We start from the raw sequence: 23,426 nt of genomic DNA, 5'->3' as shown, positions 1-23,426 counted from the left end.
GTCGTTCAGGCAGTTCTTCCGGCTGTTCTCAGGCGCGGAGCCGTTCGTGCCGAGGGTCGAAGAGCGGCTCGGCGGCGACGGTGGCGCGGAGCCGGCGGTCGAAGTACCCGATCGACACCTCGGTGCCGGGCACGGCCAGGGCGGCCGGGAGCCAGGCGTACGCGATCGGCGCCCCGACGGTGTGGCCGAAGGCCGCGCTGGTCACGAAACCGACCGGGTCGCCCCCGGCATAAACCGGCTCGCGTCCCATCGGCACGGCGCCGGCGTCGTCCAGCAGCAGGCAGGTCAGCAGCCGCTCGGGTTTCTCGTCGAGCGCGTCCTTCCCGAGGAAGTCCCCGGCGTCGCCACGCACGGCAAAACCCAGGCCCGCCTCGTACGGAGTGTCCTCGGTGGTCATGTCGGCGCCCCACAGCCGGTAGCCCTTCTCGAGGCGCAGGCTCGAGAAGGCGGCCCGGCCGGCGGCGACGATGCCGAGCTCCCGACCGGCCTCCCACAGGGTGTCCCACAGCTTGAGGCCGCAGTCGGCGCGCGTGTAGATCTCCCAGCCCAGTTCCCCGACGTACGAGAGACGGAGCATCGTGACCGGCACCGTGCCGAGGTAGCCCTCCCGCGCCTGGAAGTAGCGGAAGCTCTCGCGCGAGACGTCGATGTCGGTGAGCGGGGCCACCAGGTCGCGGGCTCGCGGCCCCCAGACCCCCAGGCCTCCGGTGGCGCCGGTGATGTCGCGTACGTGGACGCCGGGAGCGTGTCCGCGCAGCCAGTGCAGGTCGAGCGGGCCGTTGACACCGATCTGGAAGCGCTCCTCGCCCAGCCGGGCCACGGTGACGTCGCTGCGCACCTTGCCGGCGTCGTCGAGCAGCAGCGTGTACGTCACCGAGCCGACCGGCTTGTCGATGTTGTTGCTGGTCAAGGCCTGCAGGAAGCGCACCGGGCCGCTGACCTCGAGGCGCATGAGCGGGGTCATGTCGTAGAGGGCGACCCGCTCGCGCGTGGCCCGGGCTTCGGTCCCGGCGATCGGCGACCAGTGGCGGCTCGACCAGCTGTCCCGGTCGCTCGCCGCGGGCTCCTCGTTCGACGCGTACGTCCCGTTCGACGCGTACCACAGGGGCCTCTCCCACCCCGCGGCCTCGCCGAACACCGCTCCCAGCTCGACGTGCCGGGCGTGGAACGGGGTGGTGCGGACGTTGCGGACGCTGGGCGGGTCGAGCGGATGGACGATGTCGTAGACCTCGACGAAGCTGCGGATCGACCGTTCCCGGGTGTAGGCCGGCGCCAGCTGGGCCGGGTCGAAGCGGTTGAGGTCGCACTCGTGCAGGTCGATGCTCGGGCGGCCGGTGACCAGCCACTCGGCGACCGCGCGGGCGGCGCCGGCCGAGTGGGTCACCCAGATCGCCTCGGCCACCCAGAACCCCGGCAATCCGGGCGCCTCGCCGAGCAGCGGGAAACCGTCGGCCGTGAACGAGAAGACGCCGTTGAAGCCGGCCGTCCGTTCGACATCCTTGACAACGGGCAGAAGGTCGCCGGCGGCCGCCCAGGATTCGGCGAAAGTGCCGGGGGTGAACGGGAGCATCGACGGGTGCGCACCGCCGGCCAGTTCATCCAGGCTCACCGGCATCGGCTCGTGCAGATACGAGCCGATGCCCAGGCCCGCGCCGTGGGCCCGGAAATAGAGGTCGCGGTCCTGATGTCGCACGATCGGCATCGTGTCCGCGGCGCCGGCGGCGCCGGTCCGCACGTACTGGTGGGCCATCGGCAACAGCGGGATCGTGACGCCGGCCATGGCCCCGATCCTCGGCCCCCAGAAGCCGGCGCAGCTGACGACGATGTCGGCTGCGAAGGTCTGCTCGTCCGTCCGCGCGCCGGCGATCCGCCCGTTGGCGGTGATCAACTCGACCACCCGGGCCTGGCCGACAAACCGGGCGCCGTTCTCCTGCGCCCGTTCCGCCTGCCGCTCACCGGCCTTGACCGCCTCGGCCAGGCCGTCGGTCGGCACGTGCAGGCCGCCCTCCAGCCGGTCCGTGTCGAGCAGGGGAAACAGCTCGGCGCAGGCGGCCGGGTCGATGATCCGGGAGCCGATCCCCCACGACTGGCCGAAGCCGAAGCGGCGATGCAACTCCCGCATCCGCTCCGGCGTCGTCGCCACTTCGAGGCTGCCGACCGGCCGGAAGCAGTCCAGCCCGGTCAGCTTCTCGACGGTGTAGCGGGCCATCCGGGCCATGGTCCGCGACGGGTTGGTCTGGAAGACGAGTCCCGGCGCGTGCGAGCTGGAACCGCCGGTCACGAAGAGCGGCCCCTGCTCGAGCACGGTCACGTCGGTCCAGCCGCGCGCGGTCAGCTCATCGGCGAGGGCGCAGCCCACAATGCCCGCGCCGATGATCACAACCTTCGGTCCAGTCATGGCGGCGTCTCAGCTACCCGCCGGGATCCAGGGCTTCCACGTGCTCTCGTGCTCGTTCACCCACTTCTCGGCCGCCTGCTCGGCCGACATGCCCTGGTTGGTGAGGTAGTCCGAGACGAGGTTCTGGTCGTCGTTGGTCCACTGGAAGTTCTTGACCAGCTGATAGGCGGTGCTGTTGCCGTCGGCGAACTTCTTGCTGGCGATCTTGTCGAGCACGTAGTCGGGATAGTCGCAGGCCACCTTCTTCGGGTCCGCGTCGCAGCCCTCCTTGTACTCGGGCAGCTTCACCCGCACGTACTTCTCCTTGGCGAACAGCCACTGCGGCTCATAGAAGTAGAAGAGCAGCGGCTTGGTCTGCGCCGAGGCCTGCTGGGCGGCCTTGATGATCGCCGCCTCGCTGCCCGAGTAGACGACGGTGTAGTTCAGCTTCAGGTTGGTGACCAGCGCCTCGTCGTTGGTGACGAAGGACGGATCGCCCGCCAGGAACTGACCCTTGCCCTTCGACTCCGAGGTCTTGAACAGGTCGGCGTACTTGTCGAGGCTCTTCCAGTCGGTGATGTCGGGATACTTGTCCACCATCCACTGCGGCACGTACCAGCCGATCACGCCCTGGTTGCCTGTCGGGCCCACCTCGACCGCGACCTTCTTGTCCTCGATGTAGGTCTTCTTGAGGTCGGGATGCCCCCAGTTCTCGACGATCGCGTCGACCTCGCCGGTCTCGAAGCCCTGCCAGGCGATCTCCTCCTTGAGCTCCTTCTTCTCGACCGTGTAGCCCATCTTCTTCTCGAGCAGGTAGGCGATCACCGCGGCGTTCGCCTCGTAGCCCACCCACGGGTTGATCGCGAGGTTCACCGTGCCCTTGGCGCCGGCGCTCGGCTCGTCCTCCCCCGCCCCCGAGGTGGTGCCGCCGCACGCGGTCAGGGTCACTATCAGCGCCGCCGCGGCGGCCGTTCGCAGAGTTCTCATCGACGAGGTCCCTTCGAGTGGTGGAAACCCTGGGTCAAGCGGTCGAGCACGATGCCGAGCAACACGATGGCGAGTCCGGCGGCCAGGCCCTGGCCGAAGAGCTCGCGCTGTGAGAAGCCGGCGACGACGTCATATCCGAGGGCCCCGGCGCCGACCAGGCCGCCCACCACCACCATGGCGAGGACCATGACGATCCCCTGGTTGGCCGCGAGCAGCAGGCCGCCGCGGGCCATCGGCAGCTGCACCTTCCAGAGCAGTTGGCGCGGTGTCGAGCCGGCTGAGAGCGCGGCCTCGACGACGGTCGGCGGCACGTCGCGCAGCCCGCGTTCGACCAGGCGCACGACCGGCGGCACGGCGAAGATGACGGCGGCGACGATCGCGGTGAAGCGGCTCGCGCCGAAGAGCGCCACCGCCGGCAGCAGATACACGAACGACGGCATGGTCTGGGCGGCGTCCAGCAGCGGACGGATTCCGGCGGCGAGGCGATCGTGACGCGCGCAGAAGACACCGATCGCGACGCCGAGGACCATCGTCAGCACGATCGCGACGAGCACCGTGGCCAGGGTCTGCATCGAGTGCTGCCAGAGGCCCAGGCCCGCGATCCCGGCCGCGGCCGGCGCGGCGATCACGGCCGCCCGCCAGCCGCTGATCAGCGTGCCGAAGGCGGCCACAACAGCCACGAAGAGCCACCACGGCGTCGTCACCAGCACGGTCTCGAGGGGATCGAGCACGCCCGCGCTGATGCCGTTCTTCAGGCCCTCGGTGGCGTCGTACCAGTGCAGTTCGATCCAGCCGACCAGATCGTTGACCGGCGCCGCGAACGAATAGCCGGGCAGATCCTCGGGGTTGATCTTTATGGCGGAGATCAACACGATGGCGACGAGGGCGAGGCCCACACCGATCCAGCGCCACCGGCGCTGCTGGTCCGTGCGGTGAACGCGGGTGCGCCGGGCGGCGTTCGTCGTGATCCGGTCGAGCACCACGGCCAGGATCACGATGGCCAGCCCGGCGTCGAAGGCCGCGCCCACGTTGACCCGCTGCAACGCGCTCACGATGTTCTGGCCCAGGCCGGGCGCGTCGATCAGGGCGGTGATCACCACCATCGACAGCGCCAGCATGATCGTCTGGTTGACCGCGAGCGCGATCGTCGTCCGGGCCATCGGCAGCCGCACCTTGCTCAGCAGCTGCCACCGGGTCGACCCGAGCGCCGTGGCCGCCTCCACCGCCGTGGGCGACACCTCGCCGATGCCCAGCGCCGTGATCCGGATCGTGGCGGGCACCGCATAGATCATCGTAGCGATCACCGCAGCCGGCTCCCCGATCAGGAAGAGCAGCGTCATCGGGGCCAGGTAGGCGAAGGTCGGCATGATCTGCATGACGTCGAGCACCGGCCGCAGCGTCGCCCCGACCCACCGCACCCGGGCCGCCAGGATCCCCAACGGCACGCCGATCAGCACCGAGAGCAGCACCGCCGAGACCGTCAGCACCAGCGTGTCGACGCTCTGCTCCCACAGCCCCAGCACCCCGAAGGCGAGGAACCCACCCAGCGCCAGCAGTCCCGTGCGCCACCCGGCCAGCACCGCGCCGATCGCCGCCACCGCCGCCACCAGGCCGGCGAAGCCGAGCCCGGTGAGCGCGGCGTGCACGCCGTCGACCAGCAGCCGCACGCCCAGCCGCAGGTAGTTGAGGCCGTAGAGGAAGACCGGGCTGGTGTCGCGATTGGCGTCGACCCAGTCGCGCACGCTGTCGAAGAACCGGAACGCGGCCGCGTCGCTGCTGTCGGCCGCTCCGTCCGTCCGGAACACCAGATGGGCCACCACGGTCACGGCGACCAGAACCACGGCCACCGTCCGGCTCCGCAACCGGCCGCGCCGACGGGGAACGGCCGTGTCGCTCGCCGCCGTCAGCAGGCGCCCGCCCGGCTGCAGCACCGGAGGCGGCGGAACCGTCGCGGTCATGCGCGGCGCCTCCCCGATCCGGGCCGGTTGCCTCGTACGGCCGGTGGGCCGGGGCTCATGCCGGCACCTGGCGGTGGTGGCTGATCAGCGCGGGGAGCAGCTGGTCGGCGTCGATCACTCCGAGCCGCTCGCGGCCGTCGACCACCGCGATGGGGCGGTCGGAGCGGAGCACCCGGTGGACCGCGTCGCGGATGACCGTACCGTGGCTCAGGGGTTCGTCCTCGCAGAGCTCGCCCGGGGCCGGATCGCGCATGATCCACCGCAGCGTCAGCACGTCGGAGCGGGGCACGTCGCGGACGAAGTCGGCCACATAGGAGTCGGCCGGCGCCCCGACCAGCTCTTCCGGCGTGCCCACCTGCACCAGCCCGCCGTCGCGGAGGACGGCGATCCGGTCGCCCAGGGTCAGCGCCTCGGCCAGGTCGTGCGTGATGAAGACCAGCGTCTTGCCCACCTCGGCGTGCAGCCGGCGCACCTCGGCCTGCATGTCGCGGCGGATCAGCGGGTCGAGCGCGCTGAACGGCTCGTCGAAGAGCAGCACCTCCGGATCGCCTGCGAGCGCCCGGGCCAGGCCGACCCGCTGCTGCATGCCGCCCGAGAGCTGATCGGGGTACTGGTGCTCCTGTCCCTCCAGGCCGACCAGGGCCAGCGTCTCGGTGGCCCGCCGGTGCCGCTCGGCCCGCGGCATGCCCTGGATCTCGAGGCCGTACGCCACGTTGTCGAGCACCGGACGGTGCGGCAACAGCCCGAAGTGCTGGAACACCATCGCGACCTGTCGGCGGCGCAGCTCCCGCAAGCGCTTCGGGCCCATCGCCCGCACCGATTCGCCGCCGATGCTGATCTCGCCGCTGGTCGGCTCGATCAGCCGGGTCAGGCAGCGGACCAGCGTCGACTTCCCGCTGCCGGACAGGCCCATCACCACGAAGACCTCACCCGGCCGCACGTCGAAGCTGACATCGCGTACGGCGGCCAGGCAGCCCGTCCGGGTCCGCAGCTCAGCCGGGGAAAGCTCGGCCAGCGGCGTACCCACGACCCGGTCGGCTCGAGGCCCGAACACCTTCCACAGATCCGCTACCGCGATCATCGGTGTCATCCCGGTCCCCTGGTCCCTAGTGTCCGGTCAGCTCGGCCTGGATCAGGTCGGCCGCTCGTTCGCCGATCATCAGCACGGTCACCATCGGATTCACCGAGGGCATGAGCGGGAAGATCGAGGCGTCGGCGATCCGGACGTTGGGCACGCCGCGCAGCCGCAACTCGGGATCCACGACCGCTTGCTCGTCCGCGGCGGCGCCCATCCGGCACGTGCCGGCGGGGTGATAGACGGTGTGGTGCGCGGCTCGCCCGTACGCGGAAAGCTCTTGATCGGTTCGCAGCGCGGGCCCGGGCGCGATCTCCCGGGCGATCCACGACGCGAAGGGCTCGGTCGCCGCCACCTCCCGGGCCAGGCGCAGCCCGTCCACGATCGTCCGCTCGTCGTAGCCCTCGGGGTCGGTGAAGTAGCGGAAGTCGAGCAGCGGCTTGGTCGCCGGGTCGGCGTCGGCCAGGGTGAGCCGGCCGGCGCTGCGGGGACGGGGCACGTTGGGCGTCATGCCGAAGCCGTGTTCGGGCACGTCGTAGCCGAGCCGCTCGGTGTTGAACGTGAACGGGATCTGATACAGGTGGAACATCAGGTCGGGACGCGTGGCGCCCGGCTCGCGGCGCACGAAGAGTCCCGCATCCGAGTCCATGGCCGACATCGGCGGGATCGGGCGGCTCGCCTCCCACAGGATCAGCGACTCCGGGTGGTCGAGCAGGTTCTCGCCGACGCCCGGCAGGTCCCGTTGCACGGCGATGCCGAGCTTCTGCAGCTCGGCCGCCGGCCCGATGCCGGACAGCAGAAGCAGTCGCGGAGTGTCGATGGCGCCCGCGCACAGCACGTATTCATGTCGTGCCTTGATGAGCTTGGTCGTCGTGCCGCTCCGGACCAGAACGCCCTTCTCCGGATCGAGGTGGAACGCCCAGTGCTCGGTGTGGATCGTCAGGTTGGGCCGGTCGAGATGCGGGTGCAGGTAGGCGACCGAGGCCGAGGAGCGGACGCCCGTCTCGGGGTAGTAGCCCACGGGGAAGAACCCGACGCCGTCGGCAAACGGCGCGGCGTTGAAGTCCTCGTGGATCGGGACCCCCAGGGCAGTGTGACAAGAAGTGACGAAATCCTCGGTCAACGGGTTGCGGTCACGCTCGGCTACCGGGGTGATGTTCACCGCCAGCCGCTTCCACAGGGGCGCCATTTCCTCGTACGACCACCCGGTGGCGCCCGCGTCGACCCAGTCCGCGAAATCGCCGGGCGGTGGCAGAAAACTGATCATGGTGTTGTGCGACGAACAGCCGCCCAGCACCCGCGCCCGGGCATGCCGCAGATGCGAGTTGCCGCGCGCCTGCGGCACGATCGGATAGTCGTAGTCGTACTCGCCCTCGAGCAGGTCGAGCCAGTTGCGCAACCGAAGAATCGCCTGGTCACCCACGTCGGAAGGCCCGCCCTCGACCACGCCGACGCGCAACCCCGGATCGGCCGACAGCCGCGACGCAACGACCGACCCGGCCGTACCACCGCCGATGATCACCACGTCGTACTCGATGGTTTCCAGTGTGCGCCACCTTCCGCCGAGCCGTGGACAAAGAATCATCAGTCCCGGTGGCGTCGGTCAATGTCAACAACAGACTTTTACCTCAGTGCAACAAAGGCAGCCCCATAGATCAAAGTCTGGGCTGCGCTTATCAGCCGTTTTGTCGCCGCCGGCCATCCGGTCGCGACACCGGTGAGTCCTGCGCCGCTCCGGGCCGGATGACGCCGCCTCCCCAGCGGCACGTGATCGGGGCGGCCCTACGATCGGCTCGTGCCCTTCCTCGACGCCCCGACGCCCCTGGCGTTCGCCCACCGCGGCGGCGCGGCCGACGGCGACGAGAACACGGTCGAAGCCTTCGAGCGCGCCGTGAAGCTCGGCTACCGCTACGTCGAGACCGACGTGCACGCCACCGCCGACGGCGTAGCGGTCGTCTTCCACGACTCCACCCTCGACCGCGTGACTGGCCAGGCCGGCCGCATCTCCGACCTGACCTGGTCCGGCCTCCAGTCCGTCCGGATAGCCGGCGCCGCCCTCGTCCCCCGCCTCGACGAGGTCCTGGCCGCCTGGCCCGAGATCCGCTTCAACATCGACATCAAGGCCGACCCGGGCGTGGCGCCAACCGTCGACACGATCCTGCGCTCCGGCGCCGCCGACCGCGTCCTGCTGGCTTCCTTCAGCGACCGCCGCCTGGCCGCGGTCCGCGCACTGGCCGGCCCGGCGATCGCCACGTCCATGGGCTCCCGGTCGGTGACCCGCCTGCGCTTGGCCTCGCTGATCGGCGCACCCCTGCGCCTGCCCTCGTCGGTGGCCGCCGTCCAGGTCCCCCCGCGCCTCGGCCGGATCACCGTGGTCGACCGCCGCTTCCTGGCCCTGGCCCACCGCCTGGGCCTGCAGGTCCACGTGTGGACGATCGACGACCCCGCCGAGATGATCCGCCTGCTGGATCTCGGCGTGGACGGCATCATGACCGACCGCCTGACAGTCCTCCGCGACGTGTACCGCGCCCGCGGCATCTGGCCCTGACAGCGCTCCGCGCGGGCGCCGGCCGACCGGCGGAAATTGCCGGAGAATCGCGCCGATAAGCTGCGGGAACCGTTTTCCCAGCTTGTTCCAAGGCGCATCCGGTCTACCATGCATTACATTTCTTGGTGCGGACCCGTCGTCGGCCGACCCCGGAGCGTCACCGGAGGGCCCAGCGAAGAAGTCCCAGCTCAGCCAAGTTTTTGCGATCTTGGTTGAACCCTGGACATCGGCCGTTCGGAGGATGCCGAGGGTTCGGCGGGTCACCCATATTTTTTCTTTAAGTCTGGGCTAAGAATTCATCAAGTTCGCTGGCGGAATTGCATTCCGACGGGGTGGCTCTTACCGTCGGGGAGCCGGTCGGAATTTGGGCCGGGTGGATTCCGCGAAGATTGAGGTATGACGCATGCGTAGGTCTGCTTACCGCCGCGCGGCCGCCACGCCGTCGGGACGCAACCGACGGTTGTTCGCGGCCGGAGCGGTGATCGCCGCCCTGGGTGCGGCCGTCGGCTTCGCCTCGCTGTCGGGCGCCGCCGAGAACGACCGGCCCGAGGGCAGTGGCGCCGGCAAGGTCGTCAACGGCCAGGTGATCCTGACCGACACGTGTGTCGACAGCAATCTGACGCCGCACGACGGCTTCCAGCTGGGCAGCCGCTGTGTCTCCACCGAGTTCGGTGAGATCGGCGAGGCCAAGGACAACCCGAGCCTGCTGATCACCGAGGCGCCCGTCGCGGTCGCGCCCAACACGCCGTTCTCGCTGAAGGTCAGCACCCGCAACCTGATCCGCGACCGCTTCCTCGCGGCCGGCAAGGGTGGCTACTACGTGGAGAGTTCGGTGCTGCGGGGCGGTCTCGTCCGCGGCCACTTCCACACCGCGTGCCGCATGCTCGAGAACACCAACGAGGCGCCCCAGCCCGACCCGGTGCCGGCCTTCTTCGTCGCCACCGAGGACAGCAAGGGTGGCGCCACCCCCGACGAGGTGACCATCGCCGTGCCGGGCGTGCCGGCCGAGGGAACCGCGCAGTGCGCCTCGTGGGCCGGTGACGGCTCCCACCGCGTGCCGATGATGGTCCGCGCCAATCAGACCCCAGCGATCGACTCGGTCCGCATCACCGTCCGCAACGGTGGCGGCGGCGACAACGGCGGCGGTAACAACGGCGGCGGTAACAACGGCGGCGGCGACAACGGGGGCAACGGCGGTACGCCGGGCAACCCCAACAGCACCGTCGCGCCGACCAAGCCGACCAAGCCCCCGGTTAACAACCCCACGGCGCCGACGGTGAAGGACGACTTCACCCCCGACCCGACCAAGCCGGCCACCACGACCAAGCCGACCACCACGAAGGCTCCGGCGACCACCAAGCCGGCCACCGGCGGCAACGCGAACAGCGGCAATGACAGCGACAACAGCGATAACAGCGACAACGCGAACGAGAACAACCAGAACGAGGCCCCGCCCGCGACGAAGGCCCCGAAGCCGCGCGCGAGCAGCAGCAGCGCGGCCGCGGCGGGCGGCAACGACTACACGTACGAAGACGGCCAGTTCAACTCCGGCAACAAGGCGCCCGTGGCCGAACAGGTCGCCCAGGTGCAGGCCGAGAGCGCCAAGAAGGACGACGGCAGCCTGCTCGCCAAGACCGGCAACAATACGGTCGCGGTGGTCGGCGGCGCGGCGGTCCTGCTGATGATCGGCCTGATCATCATGGCGCTGACCCGGCGCCGCCGCCTCCCGGGCAGCACCTGGGAGTAACCGGCACGAGAACGAGGGGCGGTCCGCGGTTCGCGGGCCGCCCTTTTCGTGTGCCGAGAATCCCGCCGGCACCTGCGATCGGAAAAGTGAGGGTAACCTTACCAGCCGACGACCCGGTAGGCGAAGGAAGAGGGTTCAGCAATGGCTGACAGGCCGGCACGGGCGGCGACCGAAGCGGTCGTCAGCCGGGTGGAACAGCTCACCCCGCACATGGTCCGGGTGGTGTTCACCGGCGAGGGCCTCCGCGGCATCGAGGCGGGCTCCTGCACCGACCACTACGTCAAGGCGCTGTTCCCGTTGCCGGGTGTGGTCTACCCCGAGCCGTTCGACATGGGCCGGATCCGCGAGACGGTGCCTCGGCCGGATTGGCCCGCTGTCCGCACGTACACGGTCCGCAAGTGGCTTCCGGCCATCCCCGAGATGTGGATCGACTTCGTGGTGCACGGCGACGAGGGCATCGCCGGCCCGTGGGCTGTGGCCGCCAAGCCGGGCGACCCGTTCCGTTTCATGGGCCCGGGCGGCGGCTACGCGCCCAGCGCCGACAGCGACTGGCACCTGCTGGCCGGCGACGAGAGCGCTCTGCCCGCCATCGCGGCCGCGCTCGAGGGCATGCCGGCCGACGCTCCCGTCCGCGCGTTCATCGAGGTGGAGGGCGCCGACGAGGAGCAGAAGCTGGAGTGCCCGGGCGACGCCGAGATCACCTGGCTGCACCGCGGCGGCCGCCCGGTCGGCGAGGCGCTGATCGAGGCCGTCCGCGCGTACGAGTTCCCGGCCGGCCGGGTGCAGGCGTTCGTGCACGGCGAGGCCAACTTCGTCAAGGATCTGCGCCGCTACCTGAAGAACGAGCTCGCCATCCCGATGGACCAGCTGTCGATCTCGGGTTACTGGCGCCGCGGCCTGAACGAGGACGGCTGGCAGAGTTCCAAGCGCGAGTGGAACCAGCAGGTGGAACAGGAGCAAGACCGGTCGTGAGCCGGGTTTCGGGCAGTCGATGATGTGTAAGTGGTGACTGCGTCCGTAGACCTGACCAAGAAGAGCAGCCGCCGGGTCGCCCTGGTGGCTCTGCTGCTGGCCGCGGTGAACCTGCGGCTGGCGGTGACCAGCGTCGGCCCGGTGCTCGACGAGATCCGCGACGGCCTGGGCATGAGCTCGACGATGGCGGGCCTGCTCACCTCCGTACCGGTGGTGTGTTTCGCGGCAGTCGGCCTGACCGCGCCCCGCCTGGCCCGGCGTTTCGGCGCCTCGCGGGTGATCCTGGTCGGCCTGGTGGTGCTCGCGGCCGGCCTGGCGGTGCGTCCGTTCGCGCCCGGCACCGTGCTCTTCCTGCTGCTGAGCCTGGTCGCGCTGGCCGGCATCGCGGTGGTCAACGTGCTGCTGCCATCGGTCGTCAAGGAGCGCTTCCCGGACCGCGTCGGCGCCACCACGGGCCTCTACACGGTCGCCCTGAACGTCGGCGCGACCACCGCCGCCGCGACCACCGTCCCGCTCAGCGAGCACGCGTTCGGCGGTGACTGGCGCCTCGGGCTGGCCTGCTGGGCCGTGGTCGCCGTGCTGGCCGTGCCCTCCTGGCTGCCGCTGGCCCGCGAGCCGATCGTGCGCACGGCCGAGGTCACGACCGAGGTTCCCGTACGGCTGAGCCGCACCGCGGTGGCCTGGGCGCTGGCAGTCTATTTCGGCATGCAGTCGACCTCCGCGTACGTGATCATCGGCTGGCTCCCGCAGATCTACCGCGACGCCGGCGTCTCGGCCGAGGAGGCCGGCGTGCTGTTCGCGGTCACGTCGTTCCTGGGGGTGCCGCTGGGGTTCGCGCTTTCCGCGTACGCCGGCCGCGTGCGCAGCCAGAGCTGGATAGCCGTCGGCCTGGGTGTCTTCGGCATCGCCGGGTACGGCGGTCTCTGGTACGACCCGGCGGCCGCCCCCTGGCTCTGGGCCGTGCTCCTGGGCATCGTCAACACCGCGTTCCCGCTGGTCCTGACGATGATCGCCCTCCGCGGCCGCACCCCCGCCACGGTCGTCAAGCTCTCCGCCTTCGCCCAGAGCGTCGGCTACGTCTTCGCCATCCCCGGCCCGTTCCTGGTCGGCGCCCTGCACGACGCCACCGACGGCTGGCGCGCCCCGCTGGCGCTGATGGTCCTGCTGATGGTTCCCCAGATCATCGCCGGTTACCTGGCCGGCCGAGACCGTCAAGTCTGAGCCCCGCCGCCCTGTGGACGACCGCAGCACCCGGTCACCCCACCCATCCCGCTGTGGACAACGCTCCGCGTCCCGCCTTCCCCGCCGCCTACTCTCCCCCTGTCCCTTGGGTGGGCGGGGGAGGCGGTGGCACCCAGCAAAATCCAACGAGCGATCAGGGGTCGATTCCGCGGGTCGGGTGGGGCAGAGTCGGCGCATGACCTCAGACGTCTGGGAGCTCGGCGCCGCCTACGAGGCTTATGTCGGCCGCTGGAGCCGCCAGGTCGCTGCCGAGTTCGTTGGCTGGCTGGGGGTGCCCGCCGGGGCCCGTTGGCTGGACGCCGGCTGCGGCACCGGGGCGCTGACCAGCACGATCCTCGGCGGTGCGGCTCCCGCCGCGGTGATCGGGGTTGATCCGTCCCGCAGCTTCCTGCGCACAGCGCCGGCCAACCGGGTGGCGGGGGACGCGGCGGCCCTTCCACTGCGCGGCGGGGGCGTCGATGCCGTGGTCAGCGGGCTGGCGCTCAACTTCGTCCCGCGGCCGGAGCGAGCGGTCGCCGAGTTCGTGCGCGTGGCCGGCCCGGGAGCGATCGTGGCTTCATACGTCTGGGATTACGACGCCGGAATGCGCATGATGCGCCACTTCTGGGACGCGGCGGCCGAGGTGGTCCCGGCCGCCGCCGACAAGGACGAGGGGCCGCGCTTCCCGATCTGCCGCGAGCCAGCCCTGCGCGACGCGTGGAGCGCGGCGGGTCTGGACGACGTCGTCACGCGCGCGATCGAGATCCCGACCGTCTTCGCCGGCTTCGACGACTTCTGGCAGCCCTTCCTGGGCGGGCAGGGCGCGGCCCCGGCCTACCTGGCCACGCTCACCACCGCCGAGCAGGCCGCTATCCGCGAACGCCTGCGCGCGACCCTGCCGACGGCCCCGGACGGAACGATCCCACTGACCGCGTCCGCCTGGGCCGTACGAGGCCACAAACCACCCGCCCGGCACACCAGCTGACGGCCATGCGACACGGCCGCCGAGCCGGCTGGAGGCGTCAGGCGGCCAGGTCGGCCCATCCGCTGGACGCCGGCTCGTCGAACCGCCAGCGCAACCGGATCTGGCTGGTCAGCAGCAGTTCGCGCAGGCGCAGCGTGTAGACGACCGTGCCGTTCTCACCGGGCGACTCGGTCGGCGAGAAACCCTTGATCCCCGCGTACGAAAGGCTCTCGGCACTCACCTCGGCGCCCATCGAGGCCGGCAGCCGCAGCGACATCGTCAGCGCCCGGGTCGGGAAGCGAATGTCGCGCTGGAACCACTGGCCCCACAGGTTGGCCGGCACCCGGTACGAGTAGGTCACGCGCGTGCGCTCGCCCGGATAGAGCGGGAATCGCGCCCTCGCGTTGCCGAAGACCAGAACCATTTTCAGGTACGCGTCGGAGGAGCGCGTCACCCGCACCTCCATGGGCTCCGGGCGGTCATCGCCCACGGAGGCCTGGAAGTCGAGGTCGGAGAGCTGCAGCGGGCTCTCGTGGTAGAGCTGGCGGGAGACGCCGGGCTGGTCGGGGAAGCGGTCGACGTCGACGCGCACCGGGTAGCACGTGACGGGCCTGTCCCCCACGTTGCGGACGACGCGCTCGACCCGCGAGGAATACCACCCGTCGGCGTACGCGAGGGTGGCGTTCTCCTCCTCGATGACCAGGGTGGCCGGCAGCATCGGGCTGGGTTCGTAGTCGCTGCGGACGACCGGGACCGGTGTGGGCTCGCCGGCGGCCTGCCGGCACTGCTCGTACCGCGAAATGATTTCACCCCCGCTCGCCAGGACCGCCTCGGCGCGGCAGGCGAACTCGAAGGTCGGGTGGTGGCGCAGGCTTTCCACGTGGCTGATGTAGGACGGGTGGTAGCCCATCGACGCGGCAAGCTGCTTCTTGCTGAGGCCACGACGGGTCCGCCAGGCCGTGAGCACCTGGGCGAACGCGGTACGGGCCGCGAGCTCGAGTTGTGAGGTCATCACACACTCCTGAAGGGACGCTGTCCGGTCATGATGCCTGACCGGAGGGGGCCCTGCCAGAGGAGAGCATGTCACTTTACGAACTCATCAGATTACACAGTGCGAACTTGAATGCACGTTCACCCGGTTGGATCATGCCCGGCCTGCGCGAAGGCGCAAGGGTTTTCCCTGATTCGGCGACGCCCATCGATGCCTAGCGTCTCCTCAAGTCTTCCGACGAAAGTCGAATGTCCTCCGATGTGACTTGAGCCCGTTCCCACCCCCGGGACGGGAAAGGAGCACCCGCGTGAAACGTCGAACCCCTCTGATCATCGCGCTGGCCGCCGGAACCGCGGCCGCCGGCGCCATGGTCGCGGTCACCGGGCCCGCCACCGCGGCGCCGCAGGATCCCGCAGCCGCCGCGACGCTGGCCGCGAACAAGGCCGACGCCCTGGTCGCGAGCCGTCCCTCGATCCTGCACGCCGGCTCGAACGAGACCTTCCTGCGGAAGAAGGTCATCCAGTCGTCGGGCCTGAACTACGTGCCCTACGAGCGCACCTACAACGGCCTTCCGGTCCGCGGCGGTGACTTCGTCGTGGTGACCGACGCGGCCGGCCGGACCAAGGCCACCTCGGTCGCGCAGAGCAGCCCCATCGGTGAACTCTCCACGGCCGCCAAGATCACGAGCGCCGCCGCGGCCACGACTGCCCGGGCGCAGCTCAAGACGGTCAAGGACGTCGAGGGTACGAACCTCGTCGTGCTCGCCGAGGAAGGCGAGGCCGCCGCGCTGGCCTGGGAGACCACGGTCGCCGGCGCCGGCGCCGAGGGTCCGAGCCGCCTGACCGTCGCTGTCGACGCGGCCACCGGAGAGGTGCTGCGCACCACCGAGCACGTCACCGAGGCTGCCGGCACGGGCACCGGCTGGATCAACGGGGCCGTCGCGATCGACACCACCCAGTCGGGTTCGACCTACACGCTGCAGGACCCGAGCCACACCGCGATCCGCTGTCAGGACGCCGCCAACAACACGACATTCAGCGGCTCGGACAACGTGTGGGGCAACGGCACCGGCACGAACAAGGAAACGGGCTGCGTCGACGCCTTCTACGTGGCGCAGAAGCAGTACGCGATGCTCTCCTCGTGGCTCGGCCGCAACGGCCCGAACGGCAGCGGCGGCGCGTGGCCGATCCGGGTCGGCCTGAACGACCAGAACGCGTACTACGACGGCACCCAGATCCAGATCGGCAAGAACACCGCCAACCAGTGGATCGCCTCGGCCGACGTGGTCGGTCATGAGCTGGCTCACGGCATCGACGACACCACCCCCGGCGGCATCTCGCGCTCGGGCACCCAGGAGTTCGTCGCCGACACCATCGGCGCGGCGACCGAGTGGTTCATCAACAACCCCAACGACGCCCCCGACTACCAGGTGGGCGAGGAGGTCAACCTGGTCGGCAGCGGCCCGATCCGGTACATGTACAACCCCTCGCTCGCGGGTGACAGCAACTGCTACTCGAGCAGCACCCCCGGCTCCGAGGTGCACGCGGCGGCCGGTCCCGGCAACCACTGGTTCTACCTGATGGCTGAGGGCACCAACCCCACCAACGGGCAGCCCGCCAGCACCCGGTGCAGCGGCTCGGGCGCCATCACCGGCCTCGGCATCCAGAACGCCATGAAGATCATGTACAACGCGATGCTGATCAAGACTTCCAGCTCCTCGTACCTGAAGTACCGCACCTGGACGCTGACGGCGGCCAAGAACCTCTTCCCGAACAGCTGCACCGAGTTCAACACCGTCAAGGCGGCCTGGGACGCGGTGAACGTGCCGGCCCAGACGGCCGACCCGACCTGCACGGGCGGAGGCACCACCCCGCCGCCCACCACCACCCCGCCGCCCACGACCGGCTGCTCGGGCACCAACGCCACCGACGTGACGATCCCGGACGCGGGCGCCGCGGTGAACAGCGGCATCACGATCAGCGGCTGCGCCCGCGCCGCCTCGGCGACCTCGACGATCGCGGTCAACATCGTCCACACGTACCGCGGTGACCTGCGGGTGGACCTGGTGGCTCCGGACGGAACGGTCTACAACCTCAAGCCGACCTCGACCTCGGACAGCGCCGACAACGTCAACACGACGTACACCAAGAACCTGTCGAGCGAGACCGCGAACGGCGCCTGGCAACTGCGGGTGCAGGACACGTACGCCCGCGACACCGGCTACATCAACACCTGGACCCTGACCGTCTAGCCCTTCCCGCACTGCGGGGCCGGCGCATGCGCGCCGGCCCCGCCTCTTGCGCTGCCCTTTGAACAGGACATTTCGCCTCCGCCGGTAGCGGCTGCGTTGCCTCGCGTTGCCTTCCGGGTCCCCTTCTTCATCCGATCGTGCCCGCCCCGATCGGTACCGGTGACAGACACCGAACGAGAGGGCACACCCTTGAAGCGTTTCGTCCGCCGCGCCGTCGTCACCGCCGCTCTGATCGCCGTACCCACCATGGTCGGCGCCCCCGCTTTCGCGGCCGCCACCGCCGGTACCCCGAAGAAGAAGCCCGCGGTCGCCGTCGACCAGGTCGCGTACGAGACCGAGGTCGTCAAGCTGACCAACGCCGAGCGCTCCACCCGGGGCTGCAAGGCCCTCCGGATCGACGACCGCCTGATCGCCTCCGCCCGTGCCCACAGCACGGACATGGTGAAGAACCGCTTCTTCGACCACACCGGCTCCGACGGCAGCAACTTCGTCACCCGCGAGGTGCGGGCCGGCTACCCGAAGCGGGACGCCGCGGCCGAGAACATCGCCTACGGCTACAAGACCCCGCAGCAGGTCGTCGCGGCCTGGATGAACAGCGCCGGCCACCGCAAGAACATCCTGAACTGCGCCAGCACGGCCGTCGGCGTGGGCCTCGTCCGCACGTCCAGCGGCACCCCGTACTGGACCCAGAACTTCGGCCGCGGCTGACGCTGATCTTCCGGGGTGCCACCGCCTCCCCCGCCCACCCAAGGGAACAGGCGCTCACCCTACGCACATCACCGGCACACCGATCGAGTTATCCACAGCGAAATGCCGCACAGCCCGGGCTGTGCGGCATTTCCGCCTTTCCCCACGAACCGCGAACGCGGACCGCGAACCACCGACCGTGCATCGCCCGGCAACGATGCATCGAACGGAATTTGTCCGCGCCCCGAACATTCACCGAATAGGGTGACGGGCACGAAAAATTCCGCGCCTCCGAAACGGCGCGGAAATGTTATTCAGAGTACGGGTGCCGCGACACTTGGTGAGCAGAGCCACGGCACCCGGTAGAACTCACGCCGGAGAAGTTGACTTTGCGTAGGCACTTCCCATCGGTGCGTGCCTATCGGTAGGCTCGGCTATCAGGAATGGAGGTCGAATTCGCCATCCTTGGCCGAGTCCACGAAGGCCGTCCACTCCGCCGGAGTGAACATCAGCGCAGGACCGGAGCGGTCCTTGCTGTCCCGGACGGCGACGCCCTGGTCGAGGAAAGCCACCTCGACACAGTTGTTACCGCCGTTGCCGTTGCTGCGGCTGGCCTTCTTCCAGACCGCAGCGGTGAGAACTGCAGCATTTGGCTGGTGCGTGAGCAACTCAAGCACCCCCCTTCGTATGCGGTTGTCTTTCTCGAGGGCACTACGCGACGAGCAGGCTCTCGATCATCTTGATGGTCATTCGGGCATCCAGCGCCCGGGCACTCAAACGCTCGAACTCTTGCCGGTAACGGGCAACCTCGGAGGGTTGCTCCTCGTAGTAGTCTCCCGCAAGACCTTCAAGATAGACAACATCCAAATGGGTGGTCTCCCGGAACTCCAATAGCGCCGCCGAACCGCCGAGGAACGTGTGCTCACCAGCGCTGAACGGCAGAATCTGCACCAGCACATTCGGTAATTGGCCGACCTCGACCAGGTGCCGAAGCTGTTCGTTCATCACTTCGTCACCGCCCACCACCCGCCGCACCACCGATTCGTCGATGATGGCGGTGAGTTCGAGGGGCCGCTCGCCGCGCAGCCGGCTCTGCCGGGTGAGACGCAGATTGACGCGGCGGTCCGTCTGCTGTGAGGACTCGTTCGACCGGCCGGTGCGGATCAGCGCCCGCATGTACGCCTCGGTCTGCAGGAGCCCCGGCACGATGATCGGTTCCCAGGCCCGCATGGCAGCGGCCGCCGCTTCCAGGCCGACGAAGTTGCCGGGACGCATGATGTCCCGGTAGTCCGTCCACCATGTTCGCTCGCGGGACAGCCTGGCCAGTTCGACCAGCGCCTCCCGATAGTCCTGATCGCCCACGCCGTACAGCGTCAGGAGATCTTTGACGTCACGTGGCGTCACCGCAACGCGCGCGGTCTCGATGCGCGTGACTTTGGCAGCGTGCCACTCGAAATGCCTCGAGACGTTCTCTTGCGTCAGCCCCGCGGCCTCACGGCACCGCTTGAGTTCCGCGCCCAGACGGCGACGGCGCAGGGTTGGCCCTTCATCAACGGACACCTGGACTCCCTCGGTCCTGATGAGACCGATAGTACGGGTCAGGCCTCCATGATCCAAACACGGCGCACCAAACAAAAAGTACTAGCCTTCTTGTATTGGCCCTTCGGCCGGGTACATGATGCGCGGACATCGAGTCACAGCGTTTTGTACCCACAGTGATCATCGCGGCCACGATGGCACTGGCAGATCTGACCGAAGAACCAGACGTTGTCGTAAGGGGCGTGGCGGCGTGTTGGCTGACCAGTATTTCCTGATCGCACACGAGGACCGCACCGGCCGGTCCCGACTCCATCCACGTGCGACCGGCCTGGGCCTGGCCGCCGCACTGCTCGGCGAGCTGATCCTCGAAGGACGGATCGGGATCTCGGACGGAGATCTCCTCATCCTCGACCGGCATCCTCCGACGGACGCGCTCGCGCACGACATTCTCGACCTCCTGATCGCACAGCCGCAACACCGGGACGTCCGGGTGTGGCTGGCCTTCCTCTCGCAGGACGCGGCGATCAGGGTCGGGGAACGACTCTCCCGGCTGGGAGCGGTCGAGCCGGTCACCCGGCGGCGCATGTTCTCGGCCACCGAGACCCTCTATATGCCGAACAGCGCCGCACAGCGCAACGCCGCCGCCTGGGCGCCCGCCCGGCTGGCCAATCTGCTGGTCCGCGGCATCGGCATGAACATCAGTGACAGGGTGCTGATCGGCCTGGTGGCTGCCACCGGGCTCACCCGGCACGTTCTCTACGACTTCGAGGCACACCGGCACGCTTTCCAGTCGCTGCCCAGCGCCGTGGGGTCGCTCCCGTCAGACCTTCGGGAGCTCGTCGAGTACACCGAGGCCTCCGTGGGCTCGGTCGTGACAGTCGGCCGCAGGTGAGCGGCACTGGGCGCCACCATCTCGGGCGCAACAACTCTGATCATTGGGCCGGAAGGATGCTCGTGTCACGTATGGAACCCGAAGAGCCGGACATCGTCTCGAAGGCGCTGGCCAAGAACAGGCTGGGCGTACCTTCGGTGGTGTTCTTCGGCGTGGCGGGCGCGGCGCCGCTCACCGTGATCATCGGTGCGATCACGACGATCTACGCGATCATCGGCAGCACCGCGGTGCCGATCGCCTACCTCGTGACGGCGGGTCTGCTGTCCCTGTTCACCGTCGGCTTCGTCGCCATGAGCCGGCACATCGTCAACACCGGCGCCTTCTACTCGTACATCAGTCATGGTCTGGGCCGGGTCATCGGCGTGGGCGCGGCGTTCGTCGCGCTGCCCGCCTACTCACTCATGCAGATCGGCCTCTTCGGGTTGTTCGGCTCGGTCGCCAGCGGCATTCTGGCGGCGTTCGGCTTCACCGTGCCGTGGTACGCCTGCGCGATAGCGGCGTGGTTCGCCGTCGCGATCCTCGGACTGCTCTGGGTCGACCTGAGCGGCAAGGTCCTGGCGGTCCTGCTCGTTCTCGAGATCGCCATCGTGATCATTTATGACCTCGTGATGATCAGCAACCCGGCCGACGGTCACATCACGTTCTCGCAGTTCTCCCCGGCCCCGCTGGCCACCCCGGTGGTCGGCATCCTGCTGGTGCTGGCGATCGCGGGCTTCGTCGGCTTCGAGGCCACGGTCGTGCTCTCCGAAGAGGCCAAGGACCCCAAGCGTACGATCGCCCGGGCCACCCACATCGCGGTGATCCTGGCCGGCGTGCTGTGCGCCCTCTCGGCCTGGGCAATGTCGGTCAGCACGGGGCCCGATCAGATCGCCGCCCGAGCCGCCCAGCACGAGACCGATCTCGTGTTCACGCTCGTCGGGCCACACCTGCCGAGCTTCCTGGTCGACATCGGCTACGTCCTGTTCCTGACGAGCGTGTTCGCCGCCCTGCTGGCGTTCCACGCCGCGGTGTCGCGCTACCAGTTCGCCCTCGGGCGCGAAGGCGTGCTGCCGGCCGCGTGGGGGCGCACTCACCCCCGTACGGGCGCTCCGCTGCTCGGCTCGATCACGCAGAGCGTGCTGGCGATCATCGTGCTCAGCCTGTACGCGCTCGTCGGCTCCGACCCGCTGGTCTTCGTGTTCGCGTGGCTCACCACGATCGGCGGCCTCGGGGTGCTGATCCTCATGTGGGCAGCCTCGGCTTCGGTCCTGGCGTTCTTCATGAGGAACAGGCGCGGCGAGAGCTTCTGGAAGGCGTACGTCGCACCGGCGACGGCCTTCCTGCTGCTCACCATCGTCCTGGCCGCGACGTGCATCGGATTCGGCGAACTGTTGCAGGTCGACGGGAACTCGCCGTTCCAGTGGCTGATTCCGGCGCTCTATCTCACCATCGCCCTGGTCGGCTTCGTCTGGGCACTGATCATGCGGGCCGCGCGACCCGAGGTGTACGCGGCAATCGGCCGCGGCACCGAGGGGCGGGTGAATGTCGTCCCCGATAGTTCAACGCTGCGGGCCCTGCACGCCGATCCGGTGGGCGCCCGCAGCGGTTATCCCTACTGAGCTTTCCCACGCCGGTTCCCCCACCGCGAGGGAAGGAAAGGAACACACGTTGGAACGATGTGGAGGTCGCCTATGACCTGAAGGTTTCCCCCCAGCTCCGCGGCAGACCGTCACCTCTCGGGACGGCCTGCCGCGCTGTGTGCGGGGGTCTTCGGGCTCAGGCTGCCGCGGGGAACTCGTACAGCCAGTACGACTGCTGGTCGATGCGGGTGAACTTCATGTTGTCGCTGAGCCGGCTCACCATCATCCGGAACACCCGGGACATCCGCCGCACCTCGTCGTTGTGGTTGCAGATGTCGAGGCAGACCAGGCCGTTCTGGGCCGACGCCACCATGTACATCTGCTCCACCAGCTGGCCGAACGCCTCCCGGCCCTGCGCGTGCGGGCTGACCGCGACGAAGCCGATGTACCAGATCTTGTGAGCGTTGTACTGCTCCGGCCAGTGCCGCTCGAAGTATTGCGGTGCGATCAGGGGCACCGCATCGAGATCGTTCGTGTACGTGGCCACGCCGCAGATCGTGCCGTCGTCATCGAGGGCGAGATACTTGTCGACCCGGGTGTCCGCCATTACCGCGTCGAACTCGTCGCGGGTCATCAGGTGCCGCTGCACAGCCAGGTGGTTCAGCTCTTCGAAAGCATCCCGGTACATGGTCCACATTGTTTCGTGGACGGCTTGGTCGGTGATCCGGTCGATGACTTTGATAAGCATGTCGGCTCCCCCGCAGGCCGCCGCCAGGTCGGCCCGCTTGTCGCACTCATCTTGATCGATGATTGTTGACCATCACTGTACGAAGCGTGACCTCGTTACGACAATGCGTAGGGTCCGATTGAATGTGCCAATTCATCTACCGGACGTGCCGAGTGCCCGTTTTGGTGTGCAACTTGCAATCATCGGCGAGGATTCGTCCCTCGGCCCAACAAAGTGTTCATGACTGCGAGTACTAGACACCGTGCGTATTACCCCTGGTCCAGGCTCTGTGGATCGTCCACCCGGAACTGTCGCCGGGATCGCGCGCCAATTGATCAAACGATCAAGTGCGCAATCGCGAACAACCGCGGATCAGCGTAATGCCTTTACGCCACCGATGACAGAGCGTGACTAATCCGGGTTCGAGGTATGCCGGCGCAGCAGGCCGTCGACGCTGTGCGGAGCGACCTCGTGCAGCACGATCGACGTCGACGTGCGGACGACGCCCGGGGCGGCCACGACCAGGTTGGTGATCCGGTAGAGGTCGGCCGTGTCCTTGGCGACGATGCGGACCAGCAGGTCGCCGTCGCCGGTGGTGGCCAGGATCTCGACCACCTCGGGGATCCGGACGATCTGCTGGGCGGCCAGGTCGCCCTGGCGCTGGCTCAGCGACAACGTCATGAACGCCATCAGCGGATAGCCGAGTGCGGCCGGCTCGACCCGGCGCGAGTAGGCCCCCAGGGCGCCCGAGTCACGCATGCGCCGCAGGCGGGCCTGCACGGTGTTGCGCGACATGGAGAGCCGCTCGGCCAGCGCGACCACGGTGGCGTCGGGGTCGGCGTCCAGGGCCAGCAGAATGCGCGCGTCGGTCGCATCCAGAGATCGCATCGTTGCCATCCTCCCCCGTCGCCGCCCATTCTCGCGTTCACTT

Annotated in this window: 19 protein-coding genes; 9 read left to right on the top strand and 10 right to left on the bottom strand. The window is 69.0% G+C overall.

The window, feature by feature from the left end:
- Positions 1–28 precede the first annotated feature (28 nt).
- Genes LXN57_RS12375 through LXN57_RS12355 form a run of 5 tightly spaced genes read right to left on the bottom strand, consistent with a single transcriptional unit; the run spans position 29 to position 7,922 of the window.
- Complete coding sequence (locus LXN57_RS12375; RefSeq protein WP_251798197.1) at positions 29–2,398, bottom strand: GcvT family protein; 2,370 nt, start codon at positions 2,396–2,398, stop codon at positions 29–31.
- Between the two features lie 9 nt (positions 2,399–2,407).
- A complete protein-coding gene (locus LXN57_RS12370) occupies positions 2,408–3,364 on the bottom strand; it encodes an ABC transporter substrate-binding protein (RefSeq protein ID WP_251798196.1) in 957 nt (318 codons plus the stop codon).
- Positions 3,361–5,322 (bottom strand): ABC transporter permease, encoded by a 1,962-nt coding sequence (locus LXN57_RS12365; RefSeq protein WP_251798195.1) that lies wholly within the window; start codon positions 5,320–5,322, stop codon positions 3,361–3,363. The genes LXN57_RS12370 and LXN57_RS12365 overlap by 4 nt, the downstream gene beginning before the upstream one ends.
- A 55-nt stretch (positions 5,323–5,377) precedes the next feature.
- A complete protein-coding gene (locus tag LXN57_RS12360; RefSeq protein ID WP_251798194.1) occupies positions 5,378–6,412 on the bottom strand; it encodes a quaternary amine ABC transporter ATP-binding protein in 1,035 nt (344 codons plus the stop codon).
- 16 nt (positions 6,413–6,428) lie between these two features.
- The gene (locus LXN57_RS12355; protein ID WP_251798193.1) at positions 6,429–7,922 is read right to left on the bottom strand and encodes a GMC family oxidoreductase; all 1,494 of its coding nucleotides are present in this window, start codon (positions 7,920–7,922) and stop codon (positions 6,429–6,431) included.
- A 270-nt stretch (positions 7,923–8,192) separates the two neighbouring features.
- On the opposite strand from LXN57_RS12355, the gene LXN57_RS12350 reads away from it, so the two are divergent.
- The 5 genes from LXN57_RS12350 (at position 8,193) to LXN57_RS12330 (ending at position 13,870) form a co-directional block, all read left to right on the top strand.
- Positions 8,193–8,945 carry a glycerophosphodiester phosphodiesterase family protein gene (locus LXN57_RS12350; RefSeq protein WP_251798192.1) on the top strand — a complete coding sequence of 251 codons (753 nt, stop codon included), beginning with the start codon at positions 8,193–8,195 and terminating at the stop codon, positions 8,943–8,945.
- 403 nt (positions 8,946–9,348) lie between these two features.
- Positions 9,349–10,692, top strand: coding sequence for a hypothetical protein (locus LXN57_RS48170; RefSeq protein ID WP_308206612.1), 1,344 nt, complete (start codon positions 9,349–9,351; stop codon positions 10,690–10,692).
- Between the two features lie 141 nt (positions 10,693–10,833).
- Positions 10,834–11,664 (top strand): siderophore-interacting protein, encoded by an 831-nt coding sequence (locus LXN57_RS12340; protein WP_251798191.1) that lies wholly within the window; start codon positions 10,834–10,836, stop codon positions 11,662–11,664.
- Positions 11,665–11,697: 33 nt separating this feature from the next.
- On the top strand, positions 11,698–12,885 hold the full coding sequence (locus LXN57_RS12335; RefSeq protein ID WP_251798190.1) for a CynX/NimT family MFS transporter: 1,188 nt from the start codon (positions 11,698–11,700) through the stop codon (positions 12,883–12,885).
- Positions 12,886–13,081: 196 nt separating this feature from the next.
- Positions 13,082–13,870 carry a class I SAM-dependent methyltransferase gene (locus LXN57_RS12330; RefSeq protein WP_251798189.1) on the top strand — a complete coding sequence of 263 codons (789 nt, stop codon included), beginning with the start codon at positions 13,082–13,084 and terminating at the stop codon, positions 13,868–13,870.
- A gap of 37 nt (positions 13,871–13,907) precedes the next feature.
- Here the strand turns inward: LXN57_RS12330 and LXN57_RS12325 are convergent, their stop codons facing one another.
- Positions 13,908–14,861, bottom strand: coding sequence for a helix-turn-helix domain-containing protein (locus tag LXN57_RS12325; protein ID WP_251798188.1), 954 nt, complete (start codon positions 14,859–14,861; stop codon positions 13,908–13,910).
- A gap of 286 nt (positions 14,862–15,147) precedes the next feature.
- Here LXN57_RS12325 and LXN57_RS12320 point away from each other — a divergent pair, with 286 nt between their 5' ends.
- Together LXN57_RS12320 and LXN57_RS12315 are read left to right on the top strand one after the other, a co-directional pair.
- Positions 15,148–17,091 (top strand): M4 family metallopeptidase, encoded by a 1,944-nt coding sequence (locus tag LXN57_RS12320; RefSeq protein ID WP_438872865.1) that lies wholly within the window; start codon positions 15,148–15,150, stop codon positions 17,089–17,091.
- Between the two features lie 189 nt (positions 17,092–17,280).
- Entirely contained in the window at positions 17,281–17,799 is a 519-nt protein-coding gene (locus LXN57_RS12315; protein WP_251798187.1) for a CAP domain-containing protein, read from the top strand.
- 416 nt (positions 17,800–18,215) lie between these two features.
- Here the strand turns inward: LXN57_RS12315 and LXN57_RS12310 are convergent, their stop codons facing one another.
- Together LXN57_RS12310 and LXN57_RS12305 are read right to left on the bottom strand one after the other, a co-directional pair.
- Positions 18,216–18,455: a DUF397 domain-containing protein gene (locus LXN57_RS12310; RefSeq protein ID WP_251798186.1), complete on the bottom strand. Its 240-nt coding sequence runs from the start codon at positions 18,453–18,455 to the stop codon at positions 18,216–18,218.
- Positions 18,456–18,489: 34 nt separating this feature from the next.
- Positions 18,490–19,338, bottom strand: a complete 849-nt coding sequence (locus tag LXN57_RS12305) for a helix-turn-helix domain-containing protein (protein WP_251798185.1) — start codon at positions 19,336–19,338, stop codon at positions 18,490–18,492.
- Positions 19,339–19,567: 229 nt separating this feature from the next.
- On the opposite strand from LXN57_RS12305, the gene LXN57_RS12300 reads away from it, so the two are divergent.
- On the top strand, positions 19,568–20,209 hold the full coding sequence (locus LXN57_RS12300) for a GOLPH3/VPS74 family protein (protein WP_251798184.1): 642 nt from the start codon (positions 19,568–19,570) through the stop codon (positions 20,207–20,209).
- 71 nt (positions 20,210–20,280) lie between these two features.
- Positions 20,281–21,807 carry an APC family permease gene (locus tag LXN57_RS12295; protein ID WP_251798183.1) on the top strand — a complete coding sequence of 509 codons (1,527 nt, stop codon included), beginning with the start codon at positions 20,281–20,283 and terminating at the stop codon, positions 21,805–21,807.
- Positions 21,808–21,964: 157 nt separating this feature from the next.
- Here the strand turns inward: LXN57_RS12295 and LXN57_RS12290 are convergent, their stop codons facing one another.
- Together LXN57_RS12290 and LXN57_RS12285 are read right to left on the bottom strand one after the other, a co-directional pair.
- Positions 21,965–22,516, bottom strand: a complete 552-nt coding sequence (locus LXN57_RS12290) for a GNAT family N-acetyltransferase (protein ID WP_251798182.1) — start codon at positions 22,514–22,516, stop codon at positions 21,965–21,967.
- Positions 22,517–22,906: 390 nt separating this feature from the next.
- Complete coding sequence (locus tag LXN57_RS12285) at positions 22,907–23,383, bottom strand: Lrp/AsnC family transcriptional regulator (RefSeq protein WP_251798181.1); 477 nt, start codon at positions 23,381–23,383, stop codon at positions 22,907–22,909.
- Between the last annotated feature and the right edge of the window lie 43 nt (positions 23,384–23,426).

It is taken from the genome of Paractinoplanes hotanensis (assembly GCF_023717965.1).
GTDB lineage: Bacteria > Actinomycetota > Actinomycetes > Mycobacteriales > Micromonosporaceae > Actinoplanes > Actinoplanes polyasparticus.
Note: the sequence above shows the minus strand (reverse complement) of the source record. Positions and strands in the feature narration are given on the sequence as shown.